Source organism: Haemophilus sputorum HK 2154 (genome assembly GCF_000287615.1).
Lineage (GTDB): Bacteria > Pseudomonadota > Gammaproteobacteria > Enterobacterales > Pasteurellaceae > Haemophilus_A > Haemophilus_A sputorum.
Window position 1 is genome coordinate 38,525 of sequence record NZ_ALJP01000023.1, and the last position, 24,846, is coordinate 63,370.

The 24,846-nt window shown below is 40.8% G+C and carries 29 protein-coding genes; 15 read left to right on the forward strand and 14 right to left on the reverse strand.

Translation table 11 applies throughout. The features are described 5' to 3' along the window. Nucleotides 1-112: 112 nt before the first annotated feature. From HMPREF1128_RS09300 to dnaA, 5 genes are all read right to left on the reverse strand, one after another. A complete protein-coding gene (locus tag HMPREF1128_RS09300; protein WP_010128239.1) occupies nt 113-1,780 on the reverse strand; it encodes an anaerobic C4-dicarboxylate transporter in 1,668 nt (555 codons plus the stop codon). Between the two features lie 142 nt (nt 1,781-1,922). Next, nucleotides 1,923-2,357, reverse strand: coding sequence for a methyltransferase family protein (locus HMPREF1128_RS09305; protein WP_007526829.1), 435 nt, complete (start codon nt 2,355-2,357; stop codon nt 1,923-1,925). A 26-nt stretch (nt 2,358-2,383) separates the two neighbouring features. Further along, nucleotides 2,384-3,469, reverse strand: coding sequence for a DNA replication/repair protein RecF (gene recF / locus HMPREF1128_RS09310; protein ID WP_007526747.1), 1,086 nt, complete (start codon nt 3,467-3,469; stop codon nt 2,384-2,386). A 66-nt stretch (nt 3,470-3,535) separates the two neighbouring features. Next, on the reverse strand, nt 3,536-4,639 hold the full coding sequence (gene dnaN, locus HMPREF1128_RS09315; RefSeq protein ID WP_007526839.1) for a DNA polymerase III subunit beta: 1,104 nt from the start codon (nt 4,637-4,639) through the stop codon (nt 3,536-3,538). A gap of 17 nt (nt 4,640-4,656) precedes the next feature. Further along, complete coding sequence (gene dnaA / locus HMPREF1128_RS09320) at nt 4,657-6,000, reverse strand: chromosomal replication initiator protein DnaA (protein WP_029494984.1); 1,344 nt, start codon at nt 5,998-6,000, stop codon at nt 4,657-4,659. Between the two features lie 206 nt (nt 6,001-6,206). On the opposite strand from dnaA, the gene prfA reads away from it, so the two are divergent. From prfA to HMPREF1128_RS09345, 5 genes are all read left to right on the forward strand, one after another. After that, on the forward strand, nt 6,207-7,289 hold the full coding sequence (gene prfA / locus HMPREF1128_RS09325) for a peptide chain release factor 1 (protein ID WP_007526922.1): 1,083 nt from the start codon (nt 6,207-6,209) through the stop codon (nt 7,287-7,289). A gap of 41 nt (nt 7,290-7,330) precedes the next feature. After that, entirely contained in the window at nt 7,331-7,888 is a 558-nt protein-coding gene (locus tag HMPREF1128_RS09330) for a hypothetical protein (RefSeq protein ID WP_007526770.1), read from the forward strand. Nucleotides 7,889-7,954: 66 nt separating this feature from the next. Continuing rightward, on the forward strand, nt 7,955-8,527 hold the full coding sequence (locus HMPREF1128_RS09335) for an META domain-containing protein (protein ID WP_231287875.1): 573 nt from the start codon (nt 7,955-7,957) through the stop codon (nt 8,525-8,527). 6 nt (nt 8,528-8,533) lie between these two features. Continuing rightward, nucleotides 8,534-9,403, forward strand: coding sequence for a peptide chain release factor N(5)-glutamine methyltransferase (gene prmC / locus HMPREF1128_RS09340; RefSeq protein ID WP_007526757.1), 870 nt, complete (start codon nt 8,534-8,536; stop codon nt 9,401-9,403). Continuing rightward, nucleotides 9,400-10,266 carry a SirB1 family protein gene (locus HMPREF1128_RS09345; protein ID WP_029494985.1) on the forward strand — a complete coding sequence of 289 codons (867 nt, stop codon included), beginning with the start codon at nt 9,400-9,402 and terminating at the stop codon, nt 10,264-10,266. Before prmC ends, HMPREF1128_RS09345 begins: the two co-directional genes overlap by 4 nt. Before the next feature lie 170 nt (nt 10,267-10,436). Here HMPREF1128_RS09345 and HMPREF1128_RS09350 read toward each other — a convergent pair whose 3' ends face one another. Further along, nucleotides 10,437-10,844, reverse strand: coding sequence for a MerR family transcriptional regulator (locus tag HMPREF1128_RS09350; RefSeq protein WP_007526955.1), 408 nt, complete (start codon nt 10,842-10,844; stop codon nt 10,437-10,439). A gap of 121 nt (nt 10,845-10,965) precedes the next feature. Here HMPREF1128_RS09350 and HMPREF1128_RS09355 point away from each other — a divergent pair, with 121 nt between their 5' ends. Both HMPREF1128_RS09355 and fghA read left to right on the forward strand, forming a co-directional pair. Continuing rightward, nucleotides 10,966-12,102, forward strand: a complete 1,137-nt coding sequence (locus tag HMPREF1128_RS09355; protein WP_007526736.1) for an S-(hydroxymethyl)glutathione dehydrogenase/class III alcohol dehydrogenase — start codon at nt 10,966-10,968, stop codon at nt 12,100-12,102. An 8-nt stretch (nt 12,103-12,110) separates the two neighbouring features. Beyond that, nucleotides 12,111-12,938 carry an S-formylglutathione hydrolase gene (fghA, locus tag HMPREF1128_RS09360; RefSeq protein ID WP_007526953.1) on the forward strand — a complete coding sequence of 276 codons (828 nt, stop codon included), beginning with the start codon at nt 12,111-12,113 and terminating at the stop codon, nt 12,936-12,938. 124 nt (nt 12,939-13,062) lie between these two features. On the opposite strand, the gene corA is transcribed toward fghA, so the two are convergent. After that, the gene (corA, locus tag HMPREF1128_RS09365) at nt 13,063-14,016 is read right to left on the reverse strand and encodes a magnesium/cobalt transporter CorA (protein ID WP_007526678.1); all 954 of its coding nucleotides are present in this window, start codon (nt 14,014-14,016) and stop codon (nt 13,063-13,065) included. 364 nt (nt 14,017-14,380) lie between these two features. Here corA and tatA point away from each other — a divergent pair, with 364 nt between their 5' ends. Genes tatA through tatC form a run of 3 tightly spaced genes read left to right on the forward strand, consistent with a single transcriptional unit; the run spans nt 14,381 to nt 15,947 of the window. Next, nucleotides 14,381-14,602 (forward strand): Sec-independent protein translocase subunit TatA, encoded by a 222-nt coding sequence (gene tatA, locus HMPREF1128_RS09370; RefSeq protein ID WP_007526803.1) that lies wholly within the window; start codon nt 14,381-14,383, stop codon nt 14,600-14,602. A gap of 3 nt (nt 14,603-14,605) precedes the next feature. Further along, nucleotides 14,606-15,199 (forward strand): Sec-independent protein translocase protein TatB, encoded by a 594-nt coding sequence (gene tatB, locus HMPREF1128_RS09375; protein WP_010128243.1) that lies wholly within the window; start codon nt 14,606-14,608, stop codon nt 15,197-15,199. Then, complete coding sequence (gene tatC, locus HMPREF1128_RS09380) at nt 15,189-15,947, forward strand: twin-arginine translocase subunit TatC (protein WP_007526851.1); 759 nt, start codon at nt 15,189-15,191, stop codon at nt 15,945-15,947. Before tatB ends, tatC begins: the two co-directional genes overlap by 11 nt. Before the next feature lie 41 nt (nt 15,948-15,988). On the opposite strand, the gene HMPREF1128_RS09385 is transcribed toward tatC, so the two are convergent. The 7 genes from HMPREF1128_RS09385 to lysM form a co-directional block, all read right to left on the reverse strand. After that, complete coding sequence (locus HMPREF1128_RS09385) at nt 15,989-16,351, reverse strand: DUF4870 family protein (RefSeq protein WP_007526940.1); 363 nt, start codon at nt 16,349-16,351, stop codon at nt 15,989-15,991. A gap of 87 nt (nt 16,352-16,438) precedes the next feature. Next, entirely contained in the window at nt 16,439-17,254 is an 816-nt protein-coding gene (cysE, locus tag HMPREF1128_RS09390; protein ID WP_007526671.1) for a serine O-acetyltransferase, read from the reverse strand. Nucleotides 17,255-17,293: 39 nt separating this feature from the next. Then, on the reverse strand, nt 17,294-18,304 hold the full coding sequence (gene gpsA, locus HMPREF1128_RS09395) for an NAD(P)H-dependent glycerol-3-phosphate dehydrogenase (RefSeq protein WP_007526841.1): 1,011 nt from the start codon (nt 18,302-18,304) through the stop codon (nt 17,294-17,296). Nucleotides 18,305-18,476: 172 nt separating this feature from the next. Beyond that, nucleotides 18,477-18,974 (reverse strand): protein-export chaperone SecB, encoded by a 498-nt coding sequence (secB, locus tag HMPREF1128_RS09400; protein ID WP_007526949.1) that lies wholly within the window; start codon nt 18,972-18,974, stop codon nt 18,477-18,479. A gap of 9 nt (nt 18,975-18,983) precedes the next feature. Next, entirely contained in the window at nt 18,984-19,430 is a 447-nt protein-coding gene (locus HMPREF1128_RS09405; protein ID WP_007526862.1) for a rhodanese-like domain-containing protein, read from the reverse strand. 106 nt (nt 19,431-19,536) lie between these two features. After that, the gene (gene tig, locus HMPREF1128_RS09410; RefSeq protein ID WP_007526787.1) at nt 19,537-20,838 is read right to left on the reverse strand and encodes a trigger factor; all 1,302 of its coding nucleotides are present in this window, start codon (nt 20,836-20,838) and stop codon (nt 19,537-19,539) included. A gap of 143 nt (nt 20,839-20,981) precedes the next feature. After that, the gene (gene lysM, locus HMPREF1128_RS09415; RefSeq protein WP_007526930.1) at nt 20,982-21,425 is read right to left on the reverse strand and encodes a peptidoglycan-binding protein LysM; all 444 of its coding nucleotides are present in this window, start codon (nt 21,423-21,425) and stop codon (nt 20,982-20,984) included. A gap of 111 nt (nt 21,426-21,536) precedes the next feature. Between lysM and HMPREF1128_RS09420 the strand changes: the two genes are divergently transcribed. From HMPREF1128_RS09420 to HMPREF1128_RS09440, 5 genes are all read left to right on the forward strand, one after another. Beyond that, nucleotides 21,537-21,989: a DIP1984 family protein gene (locus HMPREF1128_RS09420; protein WP_007526687.1), complete on the forward strand. Its 453-nt coding sequence runs from the start codon at nt 21,537-21,539 to the stop codon at nt 21,987-21,989. Nucleotides 21,990-22,296: 307 nt separating this feature from the next. After that, nucleotides 22,297-22,719 carry a DNA polymerase III subunit chi gene (locus HMPREF1128_RS09425; RefSeq protein ID WP_007526942.1) on the forward strand — a complete coding sequence of 141 codons (423 nt, stop codon included), beginning with the start codon at nt 22,297-22,299 and terminating at the stop codon, nt 22,717-22,719. Between the two features lie 31 nt (nt 22,720-22,750). Further along, complete coding sequence (locus HMPREF1128_RS09430) at nt 22,751-23,227, forward strand: hypothetical protein (RefSeq protein WP_007526730.1); 477 nt, start codon at nt 22,751-22,753, stop codon at nt 23,225-23,227. Nucleotides 23,228-23,318: 91 nt separating this feature from the next. After that, entirely contained in the window at nt 23,319-24,017 is a 699-nt protein-coding gene (lpxH, locus tag HMPREF1128_RS09435) for a UDP-2,3-diacylglucosamine diphosphatase (RefSeq protein WP_007526944.1), read from the forward strand. Continuing rightward, nucleotides 24,014-24,805 (forward strand): glycosyltransferase family 2 protein, encoded by a 792-nt coding sequence (locus HMPREF1128_RS09440; protein WP_007526892.1) that lies wholly within the window; start codon nt 24,014-24,016, stop codon nt 24,803-24,805. Before lpxH ends, HMPREF1128_RS09440 begins: the two co-directional genes overlap by 4 nt. Nucleotides 24,806-24,846 lie beyond the last annotated feature (41 nt).

Below are 24,846 nucleotides of genomic sequence, written 5' to 3' on the forward strand. Positions count from 1 at the left end.
CCGCTCTGCAAGCGGTCGGATTTTAGTGAAGATTTGAAAAACGCCATCAAAAACTGATGGCGTTTTATTTGACTAACATTTTACCCTGTTTAAAAAGGGTTTCAAAATGTTATTAGATATAGCCGTAAAGCCCTGCGAAGAGGTAACCGAACAAGCAGGCAGTAAATACGCCGATTAAGCCCGGTAAAATAAAGCTATGGTTAATCACGAATTTACCAATGCGAGTTGTACCTGAACGGTCGAATTGAATTGCCGCTAAGTCACTTGGGTAAGTTGGTAAGATGTAGTAACCATAACAAGCACTTGCGAAGGCTAAAATCACACCCGGTTCTACACCGATATTTAATGCAAGTGGAACGAATGCCACTAATGCCGCTGCTTGTGAGTTTACGAATTTAGAGATAAGTAACAACATTACCGCATAAGTCCATGGATGTGCTTTTACAATATCACCTAATGCGCTTTTCATCATTGGGGTATGTACAGCAAACATGGTTTCCGCCATCCAAGAAATCCCGAATACCGCCACTAAAGCAATCATACCAGAACGGAAAATTTCGTTTTTACTGATTTTACCTGCATCTGTTTTAGTGAAAATCACAATTAAAGCACCAGCAAGTAACATGAAAATTTGAATCACGTGTACCATGCCTAAAGGCGCGCTTTTCTTGATGCTATCTTTTAATGCGATGGTCGCATTCGCAATCGTTTCAGATTGACCATTTGCTGTCAGTACCACTTGGCCATTTTCTGCTTGTAAACTTTGAGTCACATTACCTTTGGCATCTACAATTTGAACGTTGTCATAAGCTGTTTTTGCTTTAGCTTTGCTCTCTTTTACATCTAAAGCCACTACGCCATTTTGTGCTTGCGCTAAAATTTGGCCATCTTTAACATTGAAGCTTTTCACAGCTTTGTTATCTACCACAACTTCAACTACTTGTGCTGGCGTATTTTTCTCAAATGATGGACGAAGCTCTTTGAAATAACCTAATAAAGCAACCAGTAAAATCGTACCGAAGAAAATCCACATCGCAGTCCAGCTAGATTGTGGTAATTTTTTGTCTAATAATGAAGTGCTGTCACCATAAACATATTTACGGAATTCTGGATCTTTAATTTTCGCTTGGAAGTCGGCGTCTTTGTCTAAATCTTTCCCTCTAAACCAGCTGAAAATCCCGATAGCTAATACCCCGAAAAGGGTTGATGGTACAGTCACTTTTAATAAGTCTAAATAACCGTCGAAACCAGCAAGTGGGTTTTTCGCATTCACTAAGAATGTCGTTAAAGTTACCACCGCCACAGATACTGGTGAAGCGATAATCCCCATTTGAGAGGCAATTGAACTTGCTGCCATTGGGCGCTCAGGGCGAATATCATTTTTAATCGCGATGTCATAGATAATCGGTAACATGGTGTAAACCACATGCCCCGTTCCACATAAAATGGTAAGAGAACAAGTGACTAATGGCGCAAAAATACTTACATATTTTGGATTTTTACGCAGTAATTTCTCAGCCACTTGCAACATGACATCTAAACCGCCACTGGCTTGCAATGTTGCTGATGTTACCACTACCGCCAAAATCGTTAGCATAACATCAATTGCTGGCTTACCCGGTTCAATACCAAAGCCGAATACCAATACGATTAAGCCGATACCACCTAGCATACCCAGTGCAATACCGCCTTTTTTCGCGCCATAGAATAAACAGATCAACACAATGACGAGCTGAATCGCAAATTGTGCGCCTTCCCCTAGGTTCATAAGAAAGTCCATAAATTACCTCTTTCGGATTATTAAAATGACTAAATTGAGTGTAGCATACCCCGTATGCTAAAACACCGCCTTTCTTCGCAGAATTTGATATAGATAAAGATTTAAGCTAGTTGAACGTTTGCGTTGCTGATTTAAAGAATAACTAAATCCAACGACGTACACGCGCGCAATAATCTTGATAATCCCGCCCAAATTTTTCAGTAAGCATTCGCTCTTCAGGCAAAATCTGGAAAATTTGAATATAGCTAATAAACAATGGCAATACCGATAATGCCCAAAGATTCCCTCGCCATAAAACAAAAGCAATCAACAAAATAGCAAGGCTTAAATACATTGGGTTGCGGCTAAAGCGAAAAATACCATGTTGAACAAGTGCAGAAGTCGCCTCTAATCGGCGAGGGTCAATCGTGGTTTTAGCTTGATAAAAAGCCCATAAACTTAAGCTCCCAATAAGGGTGGCAAGGATTCCTAACGCCACTGCAAGCGGTCGAAAAAAGGCAACACTTTGCAAATGAGGAAAGAGACTCATCAAGCCTAAAGCAAGAACAAAAACAATTGGCGGTGGCAGGCTTTTCATGCTGAAACTCCTAAATGAATTGTAATTTATAACGGGCTAATCTGACCATTTTGAACTTCGAAATGCTTATCGTCTGGTTGAATCAGCCATTGCATTTGGTTAAGTTGCTCATGCGTAATTGCAGTCACAAAAACTTGCGCTTGGCTTTCACGCAAACGCTGTGCTAATAGCGCACGCTTAGTTGGATCGAGCTCAGAAGCAAAGTCATCAATGAGAAACAAACACTGGCGAGATTTGTTCGCCACTAAATGTTCTCCTTGAGCCAGTCTTAAAGCACACATCAACAATTTTAATTGTCCGCGAGAAAGCACATCTTCAACCGGCAAACCACTGGTTCTAAAACGAAAATCCGCCTTTTGCGGCCCAACCATGGTATAACCTACCGATTTATCTCGTTCAAAACCTTGCGCTAGAATCTCTGCATAATCTGCACCCTTCTCCCAACCTTGATGAAAACTCACATTCACACTCAATTCTGGTAAAAAGAATTGCACTGTTTTTTCAATTTCAGGACGCAAGGCTTCCGTATATTCAGCTCGCATGGCGCTTACAATTTCAGCACATTTTACTAATTCAATATCCCAAGCTTTCAGCGCATGATAATGGTGAACTTGGTGTAATGCTGCATTACGCTGTTTGAGTAAACGTTTAAGGTTTGCCCAGTGGGCATAGAATTCAGTATGTTGATGAAACAGTCCCCAATCAAGGAAAGCACGGCGAAAACTTGGCCCGCCATTGAGCAAAGTTAACCCTTCAGGCGTGATCACTTGCATGGGTAATAAATGTGCTAAATCGGCAATTTTATTCCCGTCTTCTCCGTTAATTTTTAGTGTTGTATCGCCAGAACGTTTTTTTTGAATCCCGACAGACCAGCTGTGCTGTGCTTCTTCTAAGCGCCCATGTAAAACAAAATCATCTGCCTCGTGATGAATCACTCGCTGACTCACATGGCTTTTAAATGAACGGCCATGCCCTAAATAAAAAATGGCTTCTAGCAGGCTGGTTTTTCCACTGCCGTTTGCACCGACAATAAAGTTAAAACTTGGACTAGGTTCTAAATCGACAGATTGCAGATTGCGGAAATTTTGAATAATCAGGCGAGATAATGGCATAGAAGTGTATAAAAAGAAGTTTTTATTAAATCTCCCTCCAATTGTGGAGGGAGAAAAATTTAACAATTACAAACGCATCGGCATAATGACATATTCTGCCGTGCTATTATCGCAATCTTCAATTAAGCAGCTAGAGCTAGCATCGACTAAATTAAAACGTACACGTTCGCATTTTAACGTGTTAAGCACATCCAATAAGTAGCTCACATTAAAGCCAACTTCCATTTCTGGGCTTTGGTAGTGCACATCAATAATTTCTTCTGCTTCTTCCTGTTCTGGGTTATTTGCGGTAATTTTAAGCACGTTATCTTTAAGCGCTAAACGCACACCACGGAATTTTTCGTTAGAAAGAATCGCCGCACGCATTAAAGCACGTTTTAACACTTCGGTTTCTGCTTCTAAAATTCGATCTGCGTTACGAGGCAATACTCGGCGATAATCAGGGAATCGACCATCAATCAGTTTTGAAGTAAAGACAATGCCATTCATTGAAACACGAATGTTGCTTGAACCAATTTCTAAACGCACAGGCTCTTGATTGCCTGAAACTAAACGAGAAAGCTCAAGAACCGCTTTGCGTGGCACAATAACGGAATGGGTTGTCAATTCTTGACTTAGTGCCATCGTACAAACCGCTAAACGGTGTCCATCTGTTGCAACTGTGCGTAATAAATTCCCTTCGGTTTCAAATTTCATCCCGTTTAAGAAATAACGCGCATCTTGGTTTGCCATGGAAAATTGGGTCGCATCAATTAAACGTGCAAGGGTGGATTGATCAATGGTGAAATCCACTTCTGGCTTCCAATCCATTAAATTCGGATAATCACTTGCTGGCAAAGTCGCTAAATTAAATTTACTTCTTGCCGCACGCACTAAAGCTCTATCTTCCTCAAACTGCACCGAAATCATGCTATCTTCCGGTAGGCTTCGGCAAATATCTAAGAATTTTTTCGCAGGAATGGTAAATTTTCCGTCAAATTCGACCGCTTGTTCTAGCGTTGCAAGCGTCGTGAGCTCGACTTCTAAATCCGTTCCTGTCATTGATAACTGGTTACCTTGGATTTCAAGCAAGATATTGCCAATCACAGGCAGCGTTGGGCGATTGCTTAATACGCCACAGACCTGTTGTAATGGTTTGAGTAACTGTTCTCTGGTAATCGTAAATTGCATAATGTTGCCTATGTTGTCTAGGAAGAAAGTTTTCTGGTTAAATTAGTATAATCTTCTTGTATGCTGCTTTCACTTTCACGCAGCTTGTTAATTGCTTTACATGCATGCATCACGGTGGTGTGATCGCGTCCACCAAATTCGCGGCCAATTTCAGGTAAGCTATGGTTCGTTAGCTCTTTAGCCAAAGCCATTGCCATCTGACGTGGGCGAGCCACTGAGCGGGTACGAAGTTTGGATTTAATATCCGCTAACTTAATATTGTAATACTCTGCCACAACACGCTGAATATTTTCAATCGTAATTAAATGATCGTATGACGCAAACAGATCGCGTAAGGTTTCACGCACCGTATCTACGGTAATCGGCTGTTGTTTCCATTTCTGCCATGCAATCAATTTATTCAGTGCGCCTTCTAACTCACGCACATTGGTACGGAGTTTTTGCGCCATCATATAAGTAGCATCATCAGAAATTTCCGCGCCACGGTCTTCTGCTTTTTTACGTAAAATAGCGACACGCGTTTCTAATTCTGGTGGTTCAATCGTAGAACTGATCCCCCAACTCAAACGAGATTTAATGGCTGGATCAATGCCTTCTATATTTTTCGGGAAAATATTCGAAGTCAGCACGATCTGCTTTCTCTGCTCTAATAACGCATTGAACAGGTGTAAAAATTCTTCTTGTACTTTCGGTTTATCTGCTAAAAATTGAATATCATCAATCATCAACACATCAAGCGAACGATAGAATTTTTTGAGTTTATCCGCTTCCACACTGCTAGTGTTGATCGCTTTTAAAATATCGCGATAAAAACGTTCAGAGTGAATATAAAGCACGCGCAGATTCGGTGAGCGCTGTAACAACGCATTACCGATAGCATGTAATAAATGGGTTTTTCCTAAACCGGTACCGGCATATAGCGAGAAAGGATTGCAATGTGTCTGCCCTAAATCACTCACTACTTGTTGCGCAATTGCTTTTGCCAGTTGATTAGATCGTCCTTGAACGAAATTATCAAAGTTTTGGTTGGTATCAATTCCTGTGCGCAATCCACTTTCTGGCTTTTGCACGATGGATTCAATTTGAACAGATCGGCTTGATTCGACTGGTTTAATCCCAACTTCGATCGACACCTTTAACCCTTCATTTTTTGATAAAAAACGAGCGAGATCGATAATTTCGGCAAGAAATTTGTCTTTTACCCAGTTCTCAACAAATTGGTTGTGCGCATAAAGTGTGAGCTCTCCATTGGCAAAACTCGCCTGTAATGGGCGAAGCCAAGTATTATAGTCTGTTGGTGAGACTTTGGTTTGTAAATGATGTAAACAATCAGCCCAAAGAGAAGACACGTTTTGCTCCAAAAATTTGTTGTGAAAAGATTGGGTATAATACCCGAAAATCTTGTGGAGATCTTGCAAAATTTTCACAAAAAACGACCGCTTGCATTTAAATTTTGCGGGCGGATCTTATCGTTTAAATGCGCACGTGACTTTCTACAAGCAATTTCATCAAATTTCCGTTACAATATGCGCAATTTTTAGTTCTCCTTTATTAACATATATCAAGAATGAAAGACTCTATTATCAGTAAATTAGACAGTTTAAGTGAGCGCCATGAAGAGCTTCAAGCCTTATTAGGTGATGCTTCAGTAATTAGCGATCAAGACAAATTCCGTGCTTATTCGAAAGAATATTCTCAACTTGAAGAAGTGGTTGGCACTTTCAATCGTTGGAAAAAACTCAACAACGATATTGAAGAGGCTCAACTGCTTTTAGACGATCCGGATATGAAAGATATGGCAGCAGAAGAAATTGCCGAAAATAAAGCTGAGATCGAAAATTTAGAACAACACTTACAAATTTTATTGCTACCGAAAGATCCAAACGACGAATATAACGCATTCTTAGAAATTCGTGCCGGTACAGGTGGTGATGAAGCTGGGATTTTCGCTGGCGATTTATATCGTATGTATAGCCGTTATTGTGAAAGCAAACGCTGGCGAATTGAAGAAATGTCTGCCAACGAAAGCGAGCAAGGTGGATATAAAGAAATTATCGTAAAAATTTCAGGTGAAGGTGTTTATGGTCAACTGAAATTTGAATCAGGCGGTCATCGTGTTCAACGCGTACCAAAAACTGAATCGCAAGGCCGTATTCACACTTCTGCGTGTACTGTCGCTGTAATGCCAGAATTGCCAGAGTCTGAAATGCCTGAAATCAACCCTGCAGATTTACGTATTGATACTTACCGTTCATCTGGTGCAGGTGGTCAGCACGTTAATACCACTGACTCAGCGGTACGTATTACGCATATTCCAACAGGGATTGTCGTTGAATGCCAAGACGAGCGTTCACAACATAAAAATAAGGCAAAAGCGTTAGCCGTATTAGCATCTCGTATTGTACAAGTTGAACAAGAGCGTCAAGCGGCAGAACAAGCAGATACACGCCGTAATTTATTAGGCTCGGGAGACCGTTCAGATAAGATCCGAACATACAACTATCCACAAGGCCGTGTTACCGATCACAGAATCAACTTAACGGTTTATCGTTTAGATGAAGTAATGAACGGTAAAATTGATGAACTTATTCAGCCAATTATTACCGAATACCAAGCAGATCAATTAGCTGCTTTATCTGAAAATCCATAATTAAAGGGCTACCCTTTTTATTTACTTTATTAGGAACTGTTATGAAAAAACTATTATTAGTTGCAAGTATTTCTTTACTCAGTGGCTGTCACCTTTTTACGCAATCAGGGACTAGCACAACAACTTCACAACCACAAACTTCAGTAGATACATTAACCGCAAAACATTTTGTTGGCAGATGGAACTGTGAAATGGATGGTGGCAAAGTTGGAAGCTCAAACCAAGTTAATCTAGGCGAAGATGGTGTTGCAAAATACATTGGTTTGATTGCAATGCCAAAAGAAAACCCTGCATTCCAATTTGAAGTAACCCGTGATGGTACTTGGTCATTTGCTAACAATACGCTTGCGTATGTGTTTAAGAAAAGTTCAGTAAAACGTGCGCATACTGATTCTATGTTAAATAACATCAACAGCGACAAAGACGTACAAGCAATGGAAAAAGAATACTTTTCAAGCGTAAAAGCACAAATGTCTAAAGCTAACCAAAAACCAATTATGCTAAAAGTGAGCAACTTCTCCCAACATCGTTTTACTATTAGTCAAACTGTTGGAAACACTGAGCGTACTGGCCAATGCTCACGTCCAATGGCAAACTAATCTCTATGCTAGTGAGAAGCACAGCCTTGGCTGTGCTTTTTCTTTAAATCTTACATAACGCAAAATATGAAAAAATATCTCTTTTCCCTTGCAACATTATTTCTTTTATTAGGTTGTACAAACCCCAATAAAATAAACATAAAAGAAAAGGATTTAATGAACCAGATGTGGGTTTGCCAATCAGAGATTTCAGGCACAAATATTCGTATTCTTGAAACATTAGAGTTTTATGATAAAACTGTGAACCCAGCGACAAATAATAACGAATATATGAATACTGCTCTCTTCTACCCAAAAGATGATAAAGCGTTAAAACTTCATTTTCATGAATTAGGAAGCTGGAAAATTGTTGGCAATAAACTCTTTTATTTTGTGCATTTCTTAGAAAATAATAACAATATTGCAGACTTAATCGGAATAATGAATGAAAAAGCGGAAATCATAGACATCGCGCGAGAAATGCATTCAAATTATAAAGGGCAACCTTATAAACCGGAAGAGCTCGAACCAACAGAAGTCACCATTTCAGCATTTACCCCAAACGAGTTTACATTTAAGCAAAAAATTTCTTCTCACTACTCTCGTCATGGAAAATGTATAACTGAAAAGAAACTTGATGAAAAAACTTTAGATCAATAATTATTTATGAACTACACCGACTGGTTAGCCTTTGCGATAAACGCTTTAGCGCCTAATAAAGCCACCGATCCTTATCTTAATCCTAAAACCGATGCAAATTTGCTATTACAAGCGGTCACAAAACGATCGAAATCAGCTATTTTTGCCTTTGGCGAAACAGAATTAACGGAATCTGAAACTGTACAACTTGCCACATTATTAGCGCGACGTGTGCAAGGGGAGCCGATGGCCTATATCTTAGGTGAGAAAGAATTTTGGTCTCTTACTTTAAAAACCTCACCGCATACGCTGATTCCTCGCCCTGATACCGAATGTTTGGTTGAACAGACACTAAATTGGGCTAACAAGCGGTTAAAAACGCAAGCACATTTGCAAATTTTAGATTTAGGCACTGGCACAGGCGCAATTGCGCTTGCACTGGCTCACGAATTAGGCGAAAAAGCACATATCATCGGCGTTGATTTTAAAGCTGAAGCTGTGGCACTTGCACAAGAAAACCAAGCCAATTTAGGTTTGCATAATGTCGCATTTTTACAAAGCAATTGGTTTAGCGCCCTTGAAAATCGTAGCTTTGACCTTATTGTGAGTAATCCACCCTACATTGATGCAGAAGACAGCCATCTCAACGAAGGCGATGTTCGTTTTGAGCCCTTAACTGCATTGGTGGCAAATAACCAAGGATTAAGTGATTTAGCCCATATTATTTGCCATGCCCCTGCATATTTAAATGCGAAAGGCGCACTCTTTTTAGAACATGGCTGGCAACAAGCAAATGCGGTACAATCTTTATTTCGTGAAAATGGCTGGGTTGAAGTTCAATCTATGCAAGATTACGGTGGGCAAGACCGAATTACCAAAGCAGAACAGACAAAATAATGGATATTATTGAACAACTTTTAAAAGAAATCTCCTCAAATGAAGGACAAATCAGCCAAACTGAAACTCAAAAATATCTGTTTCAAGAAATGCGCCGTCTTTCCGCTTTAGTGGATGATGAAATTTCTGATAAACAAATTATTGCCAAAATGTCGCCATTGGTACGCAAAGCGAAATTGGCTGTGACCGCAGAAGATTGCCAAACGCGTGTTGAGCAGCTCATTGAGTTTGTCTATCACACTTTAGGCTTTCATTGTGAACCGGAAGGTTATTTCAACAGCAATTGCATTTTGCTGCATAAAGTATTAAGTGAGCGAAAAGGAATGCCTATTTCCATGGCTGCGATTGTGCTTTACCTTGCTGCTTCACTGGATTTACCGATTTTTGCAGTAAATTTTCCAACGCAACTGATTCTTCGTGCTGAATTAACACATGCTGATGGCAGACGAGAAACCCGTTTTATCAATCCATGGCAAGGCGATTACGTCAGTGTTGAAGAATTAGAAAAATGGCTGATGGCAGAAGCGCATTTTGGGGTAACGGTCACACCTGATAACTTGCGCCGAGCTGAGCCTGCAGAGTTGCTCGAGAGAGTGGAAATGCTATTTAAAATGGCGCTTACCAAAGAACAGAAATTTGAAGCGGCATTACGCTTAATTGAATACCGATTGATCTTCTCGCCTGAAGATCCATATGAAATTCGAGACCGTGGCATGGTGCTTGCTAGCATGGATTGCTATCAAGCCGCTTATGAAGATTTAAGCTATTTTATTGATCAGTGTCCAGAAGACCCTTCTGCCATGATATTAAAAAATGAAATTCAAGGCTTAGAGCGCAAATCTAAACAAAACTCACTCCACTAACCTGTGGAAAATACAATTCACACCTAAAAAATGAGCTTTTATTCCACAGCGAAGTGTTTGGTGTAATAACTATAAGAGGCTTAAAAAAGCGGTCTATTTTTAGTTAGCTTTTGCAAAAGCCTCTTGCAAAATTCTTTGTAATACCGTGATTTGCCCACTCTTTTGCCTTTTTAGGTCGTTTCAGGAATCTGTGGCAAATTCACAGCTTCCACCGAGCCTAGTGCTTTGGCTTTTTGATAAAATGCTAACTTGTATTCCAGCAAGTTTAAATAGCGTTTTAATTCGGCAATTTGACACTTTACATTTTCCGTTTGGCTTTCAAATAATGCAAGGCGTTCGTCAATGGTATCGTCACCAATGGTGGTACATTCAGCGAAGCGTTTGATGTCTTTTAGGCTCATGCCTGTATTTTTTAAGCATTGTAATAAACTCAACCATTGCAAGTCGTTATCAGTAAAACGGCGATTGCCGTGTTCATCGCGTCCAACGTTAGGCAATAAGCCCTCTTTGTCGTAAAAGCGTAAAGTGTGGGCAGAAATACCGATTTTTTCGGCAGCTTTAGCGGTGGTGTAAGTCATTTCCCTTCCTTCCAAATAAAAAGTTGCAAAAAATGCTTGCCTTAGAGTGAGCTCTAAAGTGTAAACTGTCATTATCTTGCTTATGCAAGGCAACTTTGTCAATGAATTAAGAGGAAAAACAATGGAAATTAAACAAATCAACTCAACAATTAAATCTCGTGCGGCGGTAGCATTCGCCCCAAATCAACCCTTACAAATTGTAGAAATCGACGTAGAAATGCCCCGCAAAGGCGAAGTGCTAATCCGCAACACTCACACAGGTGTGTGTCATACTGATGCATTTACGTTATCAGGAAGTGATCCTGAAGGCGTATTCCCAGTGGTGCTTGGACACGAAGGTGCGGGTGTAGTCGTTGCTGTGGGTGAAGGCGTGTTAAGCGTAAAACCAGGCGATCACGTTATTCCGCTTTATACCGCAGAATGTGGCGAATGTGAGTTTTGTCGTTCAGGTAAAACCAACTTATGCGTCTCAGTGCGTGATACACAAGGTAAAGGCTTAATGCCAGATGGCACAACGCGTTTTTCTTATCAAGATCAGCCGATCTATCACTATATGGGCTGTTCAACCTTCAGTGAATACTCAGTTGTTGCAGAAGTTTCACTAGCGAAAATCAATCCAGAAGCCAACCATGAACAAGTATGTTTGCTCGGCTGTGGCGTTACCACGGGTATTGGAGCGGTGCATAACACAGCAAAAGTACAAGAAGGCGACTCTGTTGCCGTGTTTGGCTTAGGGGCAATTGGTTTGGCAGTGGTGCAAGGTGCGCGTCAAGCCAAAGCCGGTCGTATTATCGCCATTGATACCAATCCTTCAAAATTCGAGTTGGCAAAACAGTTTGGTGCAACGGATTGTTTAAATCCGAACGATTACGATAAACCGATCAAAGATGTGTTGTTAGACATTAACAAATGGGGCATTGACCACACCTTTGAATGTATCGGTAACGTAAATGTAATGCGTCAAGCATTAGAAAGTGCACACCGTGGTTGGGGACAATCCATTATCATCGGTGTAGCGGGTGCAGGACAAGAAATTTCAACTCGTCCGTTCCAGTTGGTCACAGGTCGTGTTTGGAAAGGCTCCGCATTTGGTGGCGTGAAAGGTCGCTCTGAACTTCCGAAAATGGTGGAAGATTCAATGAAAGGCGACATCCAGTTAGAACCGTTTGTGACTCACACAATGACACTCGAACAAATCAATGAAGCCTTTGAGTTAATGCACGAGGGTAAATCGATCCGCACGGTTATTCATTACTAAGGTACGCGATGAAACTGATTGAACAACATCAAATTTTTGGCGGTTTGCAGCAAGTTTGGGCACATGATGCCCAAACGCTTCAATGCGAAATGAAATTTGCCGTCTATTTGCCAAATAATCAGGAAAATCGACCGCTTGGTGTGATTTATTGGCTTTCCGGTTTAACGTGTACGGAACAAAATTTCATTACCAAGTCAGGCTTTCAGCGTTATGCGGCAGAACATCAAGTGATTGTGGTTGCCCCCGATACCAGCCCTCGCGGAGAGCAAGTGCCGAACGATGCGGCTTACGATTTAGGGCAAGGTGCAGGCTTTTATCTTAATGCGACCGAGCAGCCTTGGGCGACGAATTATCAAATGTATGATTATATTTTGAATGAGTTGCCTAGTCTGATTGAGGAAAAATTTCCTACCAACGGCAAACGTTCCATTATGGGGCATTCAATGGGCGGACACGGCGCATTGGTATTGGCACTACGAAACCGGGAACGTTATCAAAGTGTTTCTGCCTTTTCGCCCATTTTGTCGCCAAGCCTTGTGCCTTGGGGAGAAAAAGCCTTTTCTGCCTATTTAGGAAAAGATCGCGAAAAATGGCAGCAATATGATGCCGGCTCGCTCATCCAACAAGGCTGTAAAGTGCAAGGTATGCGCATTGATCAGGGCTTGGAAGATGAGTTTTTGCCAACACAATTGCGTACCGAAGATTTTATCGAAACCTGTCGTGCGGCAAATCAACCGGCCGATGTGCGCTTCCACAAAGGCTACGATCATAGCTATTACTTCATCGCCAGTTTTATTGGTGAGCATATTGCCTATCATGCGGCATTTTTGAAGTAAGTAAAAGCGTGGCCTGTTTCCAAAGCTTTTCGATTAGTTAATGAGGTTAGTCGGTGAAAAGTAATCAGCCCCTTAATCAGTTGGACTAAACTTCCAACCGATTAAGGGGCAGGTTTTATTTAGTCTAAAGCCACCCTTTTCGTTTAAAGTAAACATAAGGTGTCGCTGCCGCGAGAATCATTAACCCAATTGCCATCGGGTAACCATATTGGAAATGTAGCTCTGGCATAAACTCAAAGTTCATTCCGTAGGTCGATGCCACCAACGTTGCTGGTAGGAACATCACTGAGACCACCGAGAAGAATTTCATAATACGGTTCTGTTCAATATTGATGAAACCCATCGCTGCTTGCATCAAGAAATTCACTTTTTGGAATAGTGATTCATTATGTGGTTGCAAAGATTCAATATCTCGCATGATATCTCGTGCTTGCTCTAGCTGATTATTTGGCAAACGAGTTTTGCGTAATAAGAAACTTAGTGCACGTTGGGTATCCATCAAACAGAGGCGTACTTTCGAACTGACATCTTCTAATTCAGTTAAATCAGAAAGCGCTTCATTAAGGCTATCGCCTTGCTGTTTACCATTCAAAATCACATGGCTTAAATTTTCTAAGTCTGAGTAAACGGTTTCAATGACATCAGCAAGCTGCTCGATTTTGGTTTCAAATAGATCTAACAACAATTCATAAGCATTGCTATCAATCAATTTCATACGACGTGAACGCATTCGATAAAGACGAAATGCAGGTAAATCACGTTCACGCAAGGTAAATAAACGCCCATCACGAATGGTAAATGCGACGGTTGCAATATCCGCATAACCATCATCATCAAGGCAATAAAAAAATGAGTGTAGATGTAACCCGTCTTCATCTTCAAAAAAACGTGCAGAAGCTTCTAAGTCTTCTAATTCATGTTCTTCAGCAAGGGTTTGGTCTAGTCCGAGTTTTAATACGCTACGTTCATCATCACTAGGGTCGATTAAATCAATCCAAATCGCATCATTAAGCTGATCGCGAGAGGTATCATCAATACTAATGAGATGGGCGTGTTCTAATGCAAAAGCGCGAATCATTTCATTTCTCCATAGAGTTAGGAGGTGATGAACAAAATGAACAAAAGGAAAAATACTAGGCGAGCGGTACCGACCAAGTCGGCATCTTGAGGCGGACAAGGCGGGTTAAAATGCAAAGTATCGACTATGGCTGTCCAAAATGTATAATCCTCAAGTAAAAATAACGGCGCAAATACTACAGAGGTTCAGCAAATGAGTCAAGAAAAAGGCAATCAAGCGGTCTATTTTCAAAGAATTTTTGCTAAATCTAGCTAACTGAGCGCTAAACTCCACAATGTATGTTTTTCGTTGCTTTTTATTTCAAACAATTCAGCGTATAATCGAAACGCAATTATTTTCTAATTTAAATTAAGAGGAATTCACTATGGGTATTAGCATGCCACAACTTCTGATTATTATTGCTATCGTTGTATTACTATTCGGAACGAAAAAACTGCGCTCATTAGGTTCAGATTTAGGCGAATCCGTAAAAGGCTTTAAAAAAGCAATGTCTGAAGAAAAACCACAAGATGCTAGCTTTGAAAAAGTAGAATCAAAAGCCGCTGAAAGTGCAGAACAAAAAGCAAAAGAAAAAGAGCAGGCATAATCCGTGTTTGATATCAGCTTTCAAGAATTACTTTTGGTATTCGTTGTAGGCTTAGTCGTATTAGGGCCGCAACGCTTACCGGTAGCGATAAAAACAGTCATGGGATGGATTAGAACCATTCGAGGACTAGCGGCGAACGTGCAAAATGAACTTGCCCAAGAGCTCAAATTAAAAGAGTTACAAGAAAGCATAAAAAAAGCAGAAGCCTTAAATCTGAGTGCACTTTCGCCAGAATTAAGTAAAACGGTTGAAGATCTTAAACAATCTGCTCAGCAAATGCAGTCTTCACTGAATCAAACTGAAGGTGAAATTCGTAAGTTGACTGATGAACAAGTTGCGGAAATTCAAGCAAAAATTGCACAAGAAGAAACTGCACATTCGCAAAATAGCGAAGAAACTCCACCGCTTGTTGCAGAGAATGCAGAAAACAATGAAGTGGAAACGGCACAAGTGCAAGAAGAAAACACGACTTCTGCAGCTGATATTGCCGAAATGGCAGAATTAGATGAAGAAAAGTTAGCCGCGCAGCTTTCAGCTTACTACTCACCAGATGATTTTGAAGCACCAAAATCGGAGGATAAACCGCATGCAAGCTGATCAATCCCAACCGTTAATTGCGCATTTGGTGGAACTTCGAAACCGACTATTAAGAATTTTCATTTTCATATTAGTCGTTTTTTGTGGCTTGGTATTTTGGGCAAACGATATTTATAGCCTACTTGCTGCGCCATTAACTGACAATCTGCCAAAAGGGGCAACAATGATTGCCACCAGCGTGGCAACGCCATTTTTTACACCCATTAAATTAACGGGTGTTGTGGCAATCTTTCTTTCCGTGCCTTTTATTTTGTATCAAGTTTGGGCTTTCGTTGCACCAGCCTTATACAAGCATGAAAAACGATTGATTTACCCACTATTGGTTTCCAGTACTTTGCTCTTTTATGCTGGTGTGGCTTTTGCCTATTATGTCGTTTTCCCATTAGTGTTCAGTTTCTTAACGAGCACCACACCGGAAGGCGTACAAATGGCAACAGATATTAGTAGCTATTTAGATTTCGTTCTGACTATCTTTATCGCTTTTGGTATCTGTTTTGAAGTCCCTGTGGCAATTATCTTACTCTGTTGGGCAGGCATAACGACACCTGATGATCTTAAAGCAAAACGCCCTTATATTGTGGTCGCGGCATTTGTCATCGGTATGATACTCACTCCACCAGATGTTTTTTCTCAAACCTTGCTAGCCATTCCAATGTGCTTGCTGTTTGAAGTGGGCGTTATCTGTGCCAGATTCTATAAACCACGAGAAGAATCTACCGAAGAGCCTTCACAAGAAAGCCAATCTTAATAACAAAAATGCGCACTTAGTTAAGTGCGCATTTTTTTGTCTTATTTTAACCATCCTGTCGGTGTGACACTTTGGTTATCCATCAACTTAATGAAGCCATAAACAACACGGAAAATGTACCAAATTCCTGCCGCCCAAATAATAAGCACGCCGATGAAAATAAAGGTAAGTAGTCCGCCAATCAACATCCCAATAACTACGCCCCAAAAAGTACGAATTAAATAGTTAATATGATCGTGGTAATAGGTATGAATCAATTCATCACGTCTAATATAAGCAAGAATGACGCCAATTAACGTAGGCAATCCCCCGAAAATCATGCCTAACCCAAACAAACCGTATAAAAGGTACATGAGGTTACGTTGTTTTTCTAATGAAGGTTGAGGTGAAAATTCTTCTTGCATAAAGCCTCCTTAAATAGACAAGCGGTCTGATTTTAGCAAAACTTTACCAAAATTTGACCGCTTGTAAAGTCATTCATTTTGGGAGAATTAAATCCCCTCACCATCCATGCCTTGAATATATTCAAAGTATTGATTCATCTCAAAGGCTGGTTTTTGCTCAGCAGACTGACTAATAATACGCGCTGGCACACCTGCCGCAGTAGCATGATCAGGCACAGGCTGCAACACCACAGAATTCGCACCAATTTTGGCATATTGACCAATTTCAATATTTCCTAAAATTTTGGCACCTGCGCCAATCATCACCCCCTCTCGGATTTTTGGATGACGATCACCGTGTTCTTTGCCCGTTCCGCCTAACGTAACGCCTTGTAGAATCGACACATCATTTTCAATCACTGCAGTTTCACCCACCACAATACCTGTTGCATGGTCAAACATAATCCCACACCCCACACGAGCAGCAGGATGAATATCCACATCAAAAGCAACCGAGATTTCATTTTGCAGATAAACAGCTAATGCTTGGCGACCTTGTTTCCAGAGATAATGGGTCACCCGATAGCTTTGCAAAGCGTGGAATCCTTTAAGATAAAGTAATGGTGTTGTCCATTTATCTACCGCTGGATCTCGCGTTCTAACCGCATCAATATCACACGCTGCACTCATAATAATGCTCGGATTAGCTTGGTAAGCCTCTTCAATAATCTCTTTCAGCGCAATGGCAGGCATAATTGGATTTGCCAGTTTATTCGCCAGAATATAGCTTAACGAGCCCCCTAGATGGCTATGCTTTAAAATGGTGGCATGGAAGAAACTAGCTAACATCGGTTCACTTTCTACCAACTGATGCGCTTCTTGACGAATAGCTTGCCAAATTTGATCTAATTCTGTTTGTGTCATTTCATTTCCTTTTGCAAAAAATTCACAAAATCCGACCGCTTATTCGCCTTTTCGCTCACGGCCTAGCAGAGATTTCACGACATCATGCGCATTTTTGCCTTCAAACAGCATTTGGTAGATTTGCTCAACAATCGGCATTTCTACGCCTTGCGCTTGTGCTAACAAGTAAGCTTCTTTGGTGTTATAGAAACCTTCCACAACCTGTCCGATTTCCGCCATAGCTTGTTCTGCAGATTGCCCTTGCCCTAAAGCTAAACCGAAACGACGGTTACGTGATTGGTTATCGGTACAAGTTAACACTAAATCACCTAGCCCCGCCATTCCCATAAAGGTTTTTGGATCAGCCCCTAATGAAGCCCCTAAACGGCTAATTTCTGCTAATCCTCGGGTAATCAATGCTGTTCTAGCATTCGCACCAAAGCCCATTCCATCAGAAATCCCTGCGCCAATCGCGATAACGTTTTTAATCGCCCCACCAAGCTGCACCCCCGTCATATCATGGTTAATATAAACGCGGAATGCTTTTGAACAGTGAATACGTTGCTGCATTTCATCAGCAAAAACCGGATCATTAGAAGCCAATGCAATGGCTGTTGGCATACCTGCCGCTAATTCTTTTGCAAATGTTGGGCCAGAAAGCACCGCTAGGGCGTGTTCTTTTCCAAGAATTTCTTCTGCTACGGTTTGTAGTAAACGCCCCGTGTCGCGCTCTAGCCCTTTGGTTGCCCACATAATACGGTGATCAGGGCGAATCAATGGCTTAATATTATTCAACACTTCAGCAAATACATGGCTTGGCACGACGACCAAAATATCGCGAGATTTAGCTAAAGCTTGCGCTAAATCAGATTCAATCGTTAAAGCATCAGGAAAAGGAATGCCAGGCAAGAATGCTTGGTTGGTACGCTCACGGGCTAATACTGCCATTGTTTCAGGCAGATGCCCCCATAAATAGGTTTGGTGACCATTACGAGAAAGGGCAATCGCTAAGGCTGTACCATAAGAACCAGCACCTAATACCGTGACCGGTGCAGAATAGGTTGAAGTCATAGATTCTCCTTAAAAGCTTGGCAAAAAATCATAAAAAAATGACCGCTTGCCGAGAATAAAAGTGCCGCTCAAAGGCGGGAATGGTTGGCATTGTATCAAAAAACCTTATGACTGCCAGCATAAAGAAAAAAGGGTATGCGCAAATTACGCATACCCTTTTATCAATAAGAAATTAGTTTACCGCTGTTTCGTCGCTTTGTTCAGCCGCCGCTTGGCGCTCTAAATAATCTACGAAAAGTGCATCAAAGTTTACCGGCGATAAGTTTAATGCTGGGAAAGTGCCACGATTCACTAAGCTTGAAATCAATTCACGTGCATAAGGGAATAAGATTGTCGGGCATTGTGACGCTAATGCGTGTTGTAATTGAATGCCTTCTAATCCTTTAATAGTGAACACACCTGCTTGTTTCACTTCGCAGATAAATGCAGTATCACCGCTATCTTCTAAAGTTGTGCTCACCGTCATGTGTAATGCAACTTCATAAAGATCTTCATCTACTTGAACAGTTTCAGTATCTAACTCAAAGCCTAACTGCGGTTTCCATTCTTGATGGAAAATCGTTGGAAGGTTTGGCGCCTCGAATGAAACATCTTTGATATAAATACGTTGAATTTGGAATTCTACCGGGGTTTGTTCGGTATTTTCTGCTACTTGATTCTCTTCAGCCATAATGTGTCCTTATTTCTTTTTCACAGTCGGTAAGTTTTCTGCTTTCCAGCCAACCATCCCTTCTTTTAATACATAAACTTGGTTGAAACCTTGTTTGGTTAATAGCTCAGCACTTTTGGTCGCGCTAAAGCCATTAGCATCTAATAAAATAACTGGGCGATCTTTGTATTTGTCGATTTGATGAACATTATTCGCTTTAATTTCGCTTGGTAACAAATGTACGCTACCGACTAAATGTCCTGCTTTAAATTCATCATCTGAACGCAAATCCACTACAACACCATCAGAATTATTAACCAATTGGGTCGCAATCGCGTTGTTAATTACGCGATATTTACTGGTTGCGCCTTTATAGAAATTCATCAAAACTGCGCAGAAGATACCTACCCACGCCATCACCATCACAGGATGATGGCTAACAAATTGTTGTAGTTGCTGAGTAAATGTTAAGTCCATTGTTCCTCTCTCTGTGAAATTCAAGCGGTCGGATTTTGCAAAACTTTTGCGCAAATCCACCGCTTGTGTGTCATTTTCCCTCAATATGAAGGCAATTTATGAAAGATTAAGCTTGAACTTGAGATTGCATTAACTCATCAAAAGAAAGTGCTTTATCTGTTACTTTCGCTTTTTCAAGTACAGCATCAACCGCTTGCTCTTCTAACACCACATTACGGATGTTTTCAGTTAATTGACGGTTTTTCGCATAGTATTCTACCACTTCAGCTGGTTGTTCGTATGCTGATGCGATATCTGCGATCATTGCTTCAACGCGTGCTTCATCGACTTTTAATTCGTTTTGGCTGATTACATTTGAAAGTAATAAACCTACTTGAACACGGCGTTTTGCATCTGCTTCAAATAATTCAGCTGGTAATTGTGCTGCCATTTCTGGTTTACCACCAAAACGTTGAACCGCTTGTTGACGTAATACATCCACTTCTTCCGCGATTGCTGCCGCTGGTACTTCAATATCATTTTGTGCGATTAAACCATTGATAACTTGGTTTTTCACACGTGCAGTCACTGCATTTTTCAATTCACGTTGCATGTTTTTCTTAATTTCTGCGCGTAAATCTTCAACTGATTTTGCGTTACCGAATTTTTTCACGAATTCTTCAGTTAATTCAGGTAATACAATGTTTTCTACTTTTTTCAAGATAATTGCGAATTTCGCTGCTTTACCTTTTAAGTTTTCTGAATGGTAATCTGCTGGGAAAGTCACATCAATATCAAATTGTTCACCCGCTTTGTGGCCAACGATACCCTCTTCGAAACCAGGGATCATACGACCTTGACCCATTGCAAGTGCGAAATCAGTTGCTTTACCGCCTTCAAACTCTTCACCATCTACAGAACCTACGAAGTCGATAACAACGCGATCTTCTGCTTTCGCTGCTTCTTGAGATTCAGCCCAAGTTGCTTGTTGTTTGCGTAATACATCAACCATTTTGTCTAAATCTGCTTCTGTGATTTCAACAACTGGTTTTTCAACTTCAATGTTTTCTAAGCCTTTTAATTCTACTTCTGGGAATACTTCAAAAGTTGCAGAGAAAGAGAAATCTTGACCTGGTTGATAGTTGTTTGGTGTGAATGTCGGACGGCCTGCTAGGGCAATTTTTTCTGCCATTACGCCTTCGAAGAATGCGCGTTGCATTTCATCAGATAACACGTCTTGACGTGCTGCTAAACCGAAACGTTGTTCGATGATTGAGTGTGGCACTTTACCTTTACGGAAACCATCTACGCGTGCATTTTTTGCATAGCCTTTTAATTGCTCTTTATATGCTGCTTCGATTTTGTCTGCTGGCACAGTGATAGTAACGCGGCGTTGTAAGCCTTCTAAAGTTTCGATAGAAATTGACATTCTTAAACCTCAATGAGATATATTATTAGATACAAAAATAGACAATCATTGTACTCATCAAAAGAAGATCTGGCAAGCCTTTGCCACAAAAACCATAAAAAAACGGAGCGTGTCTTCAACACGCCCCGCTTCTATATCATTGATTATAATCCTTTTGGAATACGGATTTTTTGACCTGGGAAGATCTTATCCGCATCTTTGATCACTTCTTTATTCGCATCAACAATCGCCGTATATTTTGCGCCATTGCCGTAAGCTTTTTCAGAGATCTTCCAAAGGGTATCCCCTTTCTCAATCACATAAAACTCATCATCGCTACCAAGTGACTCACCGTTTGCAATTTGTAAATTGTCGATATTTACGCTTGCAATACCAGCAATGTTACCTGTCATCAATACCGCTTTTTCAACTGCTGCCGCTGTTGCTGCCACACCAGTAATACTCGCAATACCATTTTCAACTTTCACTTCTACATTTTCAACGCCTGGATTATCGGCATTTAAATGCGCAGTAACTGCAGAAGAAGCTTCTTCTTCTTTGTTGAATAATTTGTTACCAATGTTTGAAACAAAATCAAATAAGCCCATTTTTGCATCCTCATTTTTTGCTGAAAGGGAGTTAATTTTACCACCATTTTATCGAAAATATGTCATCCTTATGTTAGAGTATTGTAAAAGTCTGTGATGAGGAGAATACAAATGAAACTCGCAGAAGCACTCATTGAACGTGCGGATTTACAACGCCGTTTAGCGCAATTAAAACAGCGTTTAATCCAAAATGCGCAATATCAAGAAGGCGAATCGCCTGCTGAATCGCCCGCACAATTACTGATTGAATATCATCAAACAAGCTTGGCTCTTGCCAATTGGGTCGTCAAAATTAACGTGGCTAATCATCAGGTGACGCTTGAAAATGGCATGAATATGGTTGAAGCACTGGCTCAACGCGATCGTCTTAAAACCGAACATGCTGCTTTGCTTGACCTTGCTAATGCAGCCATGCCAACCATGGATCGCTATAGCCATAGCGAAATCAAAATGCTCGCGGCTGTGGATATTCAAGCACTTCGCAAGCAAATTGATGAATTAGCTAAATCACTGCGCCAACTTGATACGCAAATTCAGCAAGCAAACTGGCTGACTGAAATTTAATCAATTTGGTGTTTCAATTTCAAGGCGAATACGACCTCGCTTAAGGGATAGCAAATTTATTCATCGAGATGAAGAGCAATCTCACTTTATTTATCGTGTCGCTCTGTAATGCTTATTGTGTAAATTGTATTGTGTACACTGTACTACCATGTATTGATTGAAATTGAAAAGGGTGGGATTGGGGTTTTACGAACAAGCGGTCGGATTTTGTAAAAGTTTTGCAAAATCCGACCAGTTCTATTTTTCATCGCTAGGATTTCAGATAGAATATCTGACAATTTTTACATTTATTGTTAAAGGACTCGTTGTGAAACAAGTGCAATTTTACTTGCTAAATCAGCCTAATAGTGAGCTCAATCTTGCTTGCGAATTAGCCGCTAATGCGTGGCGATTAGGCAAACGCGTGTTAATTGTCTGTGAAACGGAACAACAAGCCTTTGAAGTAGATGAATTACTTTGGGCACGCGATCCAAACGCCTTTGTCCCCCATAATCTTTCTGGTGAAGTCACGCAATATCCCACGCCAATTGAAATCACTTGGGCTGATAAACGTAATGCGCAACGCCGCGATGTGCTGATTTCTTTACAACATCACATCCCGAATTTTGCACAAAGCTTTACCCAAGTTATTGATTTTGTCCCGACAGAAGAAGAACAAAAAGCACTTGCGCGCGAACGTTACAAACAATATCGCGCAGCTGGCTGGCAACTTTCCACTCAACCAGCCTAAATTATACCATCTACATTTTAACGAGATTTTTATGAACCCAATGGATTGGCTTTATATCTTACCTGCAGTGGTATTTTTTAGTCTATTGATTCTTTACTGCTACTTTCTTGAACGACAGATTATTTATTTTTACGTCAGCTGCGATAATCTTTTGGATATTGATTATCCTGATTATGTCTTTAACGGTGCATTTTTCGATACTGTAAATAAACAGCTAGAATCGCATTTGGTGCTATACGCACAATCACATTTCTATCAATTAGGCATTGAACATCAATACGTAAAAATTACAGCTAACGTTAATTACGAAAAAGTGTCTATTGCCTGCTATATTGAAGCAACCCGTCAGCAACAAAAACGGATTCAGCAAGAAAGCCTAACCAGCATCAACATTAGCAAAGAAATTGAAGCGTTTTACCGTTTTATTGAAATTATCAAAAAACCGAAATACGCCCAAATTACCAAAACAAAAAATAGTACGCTCGAAAAATACGAGCTGGTCAAATAATTCAAGGGAGCACCAGGCTCCCTTTTCTTCAAGCATTTAGCACCATTGTTTGCTAAAATATCTGCAACAATTTTTCATCTGCGCCATTCTTATGATTTACTTTATCGCCGATCTACACTTAAACGAAGCCCAACCTGAAATTACTACGCATTTTTTGCAATTTATGCAACAAAAAGCACCGCTTGCAGAGGCTGTTTATATTTTAGGTGACCTTTTTGATTTTTGGATTGGCGATGATGAAGATTCAGCCCTTATCGGCCAAGTTAAGCAAGCTATTTCTAGCCTGACTCAAACAGGCGTGCCTTGCTATTTCATTTGCGGAAATCGGGATTTTCTCATCGGCAAGCGTTTTGCAACTGCCTGTGGCATGCAATTACTCCCTGATTATGCAACGTTAGATTTATATGGTAAAAAAACCTTAATTTGCCATGGCGATACGCTGTGCATTGATGATGTGAAATACCAACAATTTCGTCGGAAAGTGCATCAAAAATGGCGCCAACGCCTCTTTTTATGTTTACCCCTTGCGCTTAGATTGCTTATTGCACGGAAAATCCGCCAGAAAAGCCAACAAGATAAGCAAGGAAAAAGTGCACAAATTATGGATGTGAACCCACAATTTACGGCGCAAATTATCGAAAAATTTGATGCGACGCAGTTGATTCACGGGCACACACACCGACAAGCGGTACATTTTGAACCGAAATTTACTAGAATTGTGCTGGGAGATTGGAAAGCAGATTATGCCTCAATCTTAGCAGTCGATGAACAAGGCGCGAGATTTGTATGATTGATGTCATAATCCCTTGCTTTAACGCAGAAAAAACGTTAATGCGCGCAGTAGAAAGCGTGCTTGCGCAGCCTGAACTTGGCACACTTTGGCTCATTGATGATGCCTCAACCGACCATACGCTTGTTGTTGCAGAACAACTGGCACAAACTTTTTCAGCGCAAATTAAAGTTGAATCTTTACCTAAAAACGGGGGCGTTGCTAAAGCGCGCAATTGGGGGGCATTACAAAGCCAAGCAGAATTTGTCGCCTTTTTAGATGCTGACGATGCTTACGAACCAAACGCTTTGCAAGTTGCTCAAGCCATTTTTCAAGCAAGAAATGATGTCAGTTTGGTACGCTTAGCACTTAACCCCATTGATCTCCCTGCTCGTTATCATGAACATCCCAACTTCCCCCAAATATGGCAAAGTATGCGAATGACCTGTGGGGGTAATGTTGTTTTTCGTCGTGCATTTTTTCTTGCTTGCGGTGGCTTTCCACAAGATGAATTATTTCGCACCTTTGGTGGGGAAGATGGCGCACTTGGCATTGCCACAACGCGGTCCGCATTAGTCGCAACTGCTTTTGACTCACCGGGCGTGCAACATTACTGCAGAGATGGCATGCACGCAGAACGCCTGCTTGATGCTCTCTTATTTAACAAGCTACCTGAAGGCATTACCCCAGAACATATTGCTGAAGCTGAAGCTGTTACTGCGCGTATCTGCCAACAACTCCACTACTTAAAAACCGGCTTAACATCTGCTCAAACGGGTATCATCCCGATGACCATTACTTGGGCATAAAAAATCTGCAGCTTAATCAGTTAGCCAATTTATCTAACTTT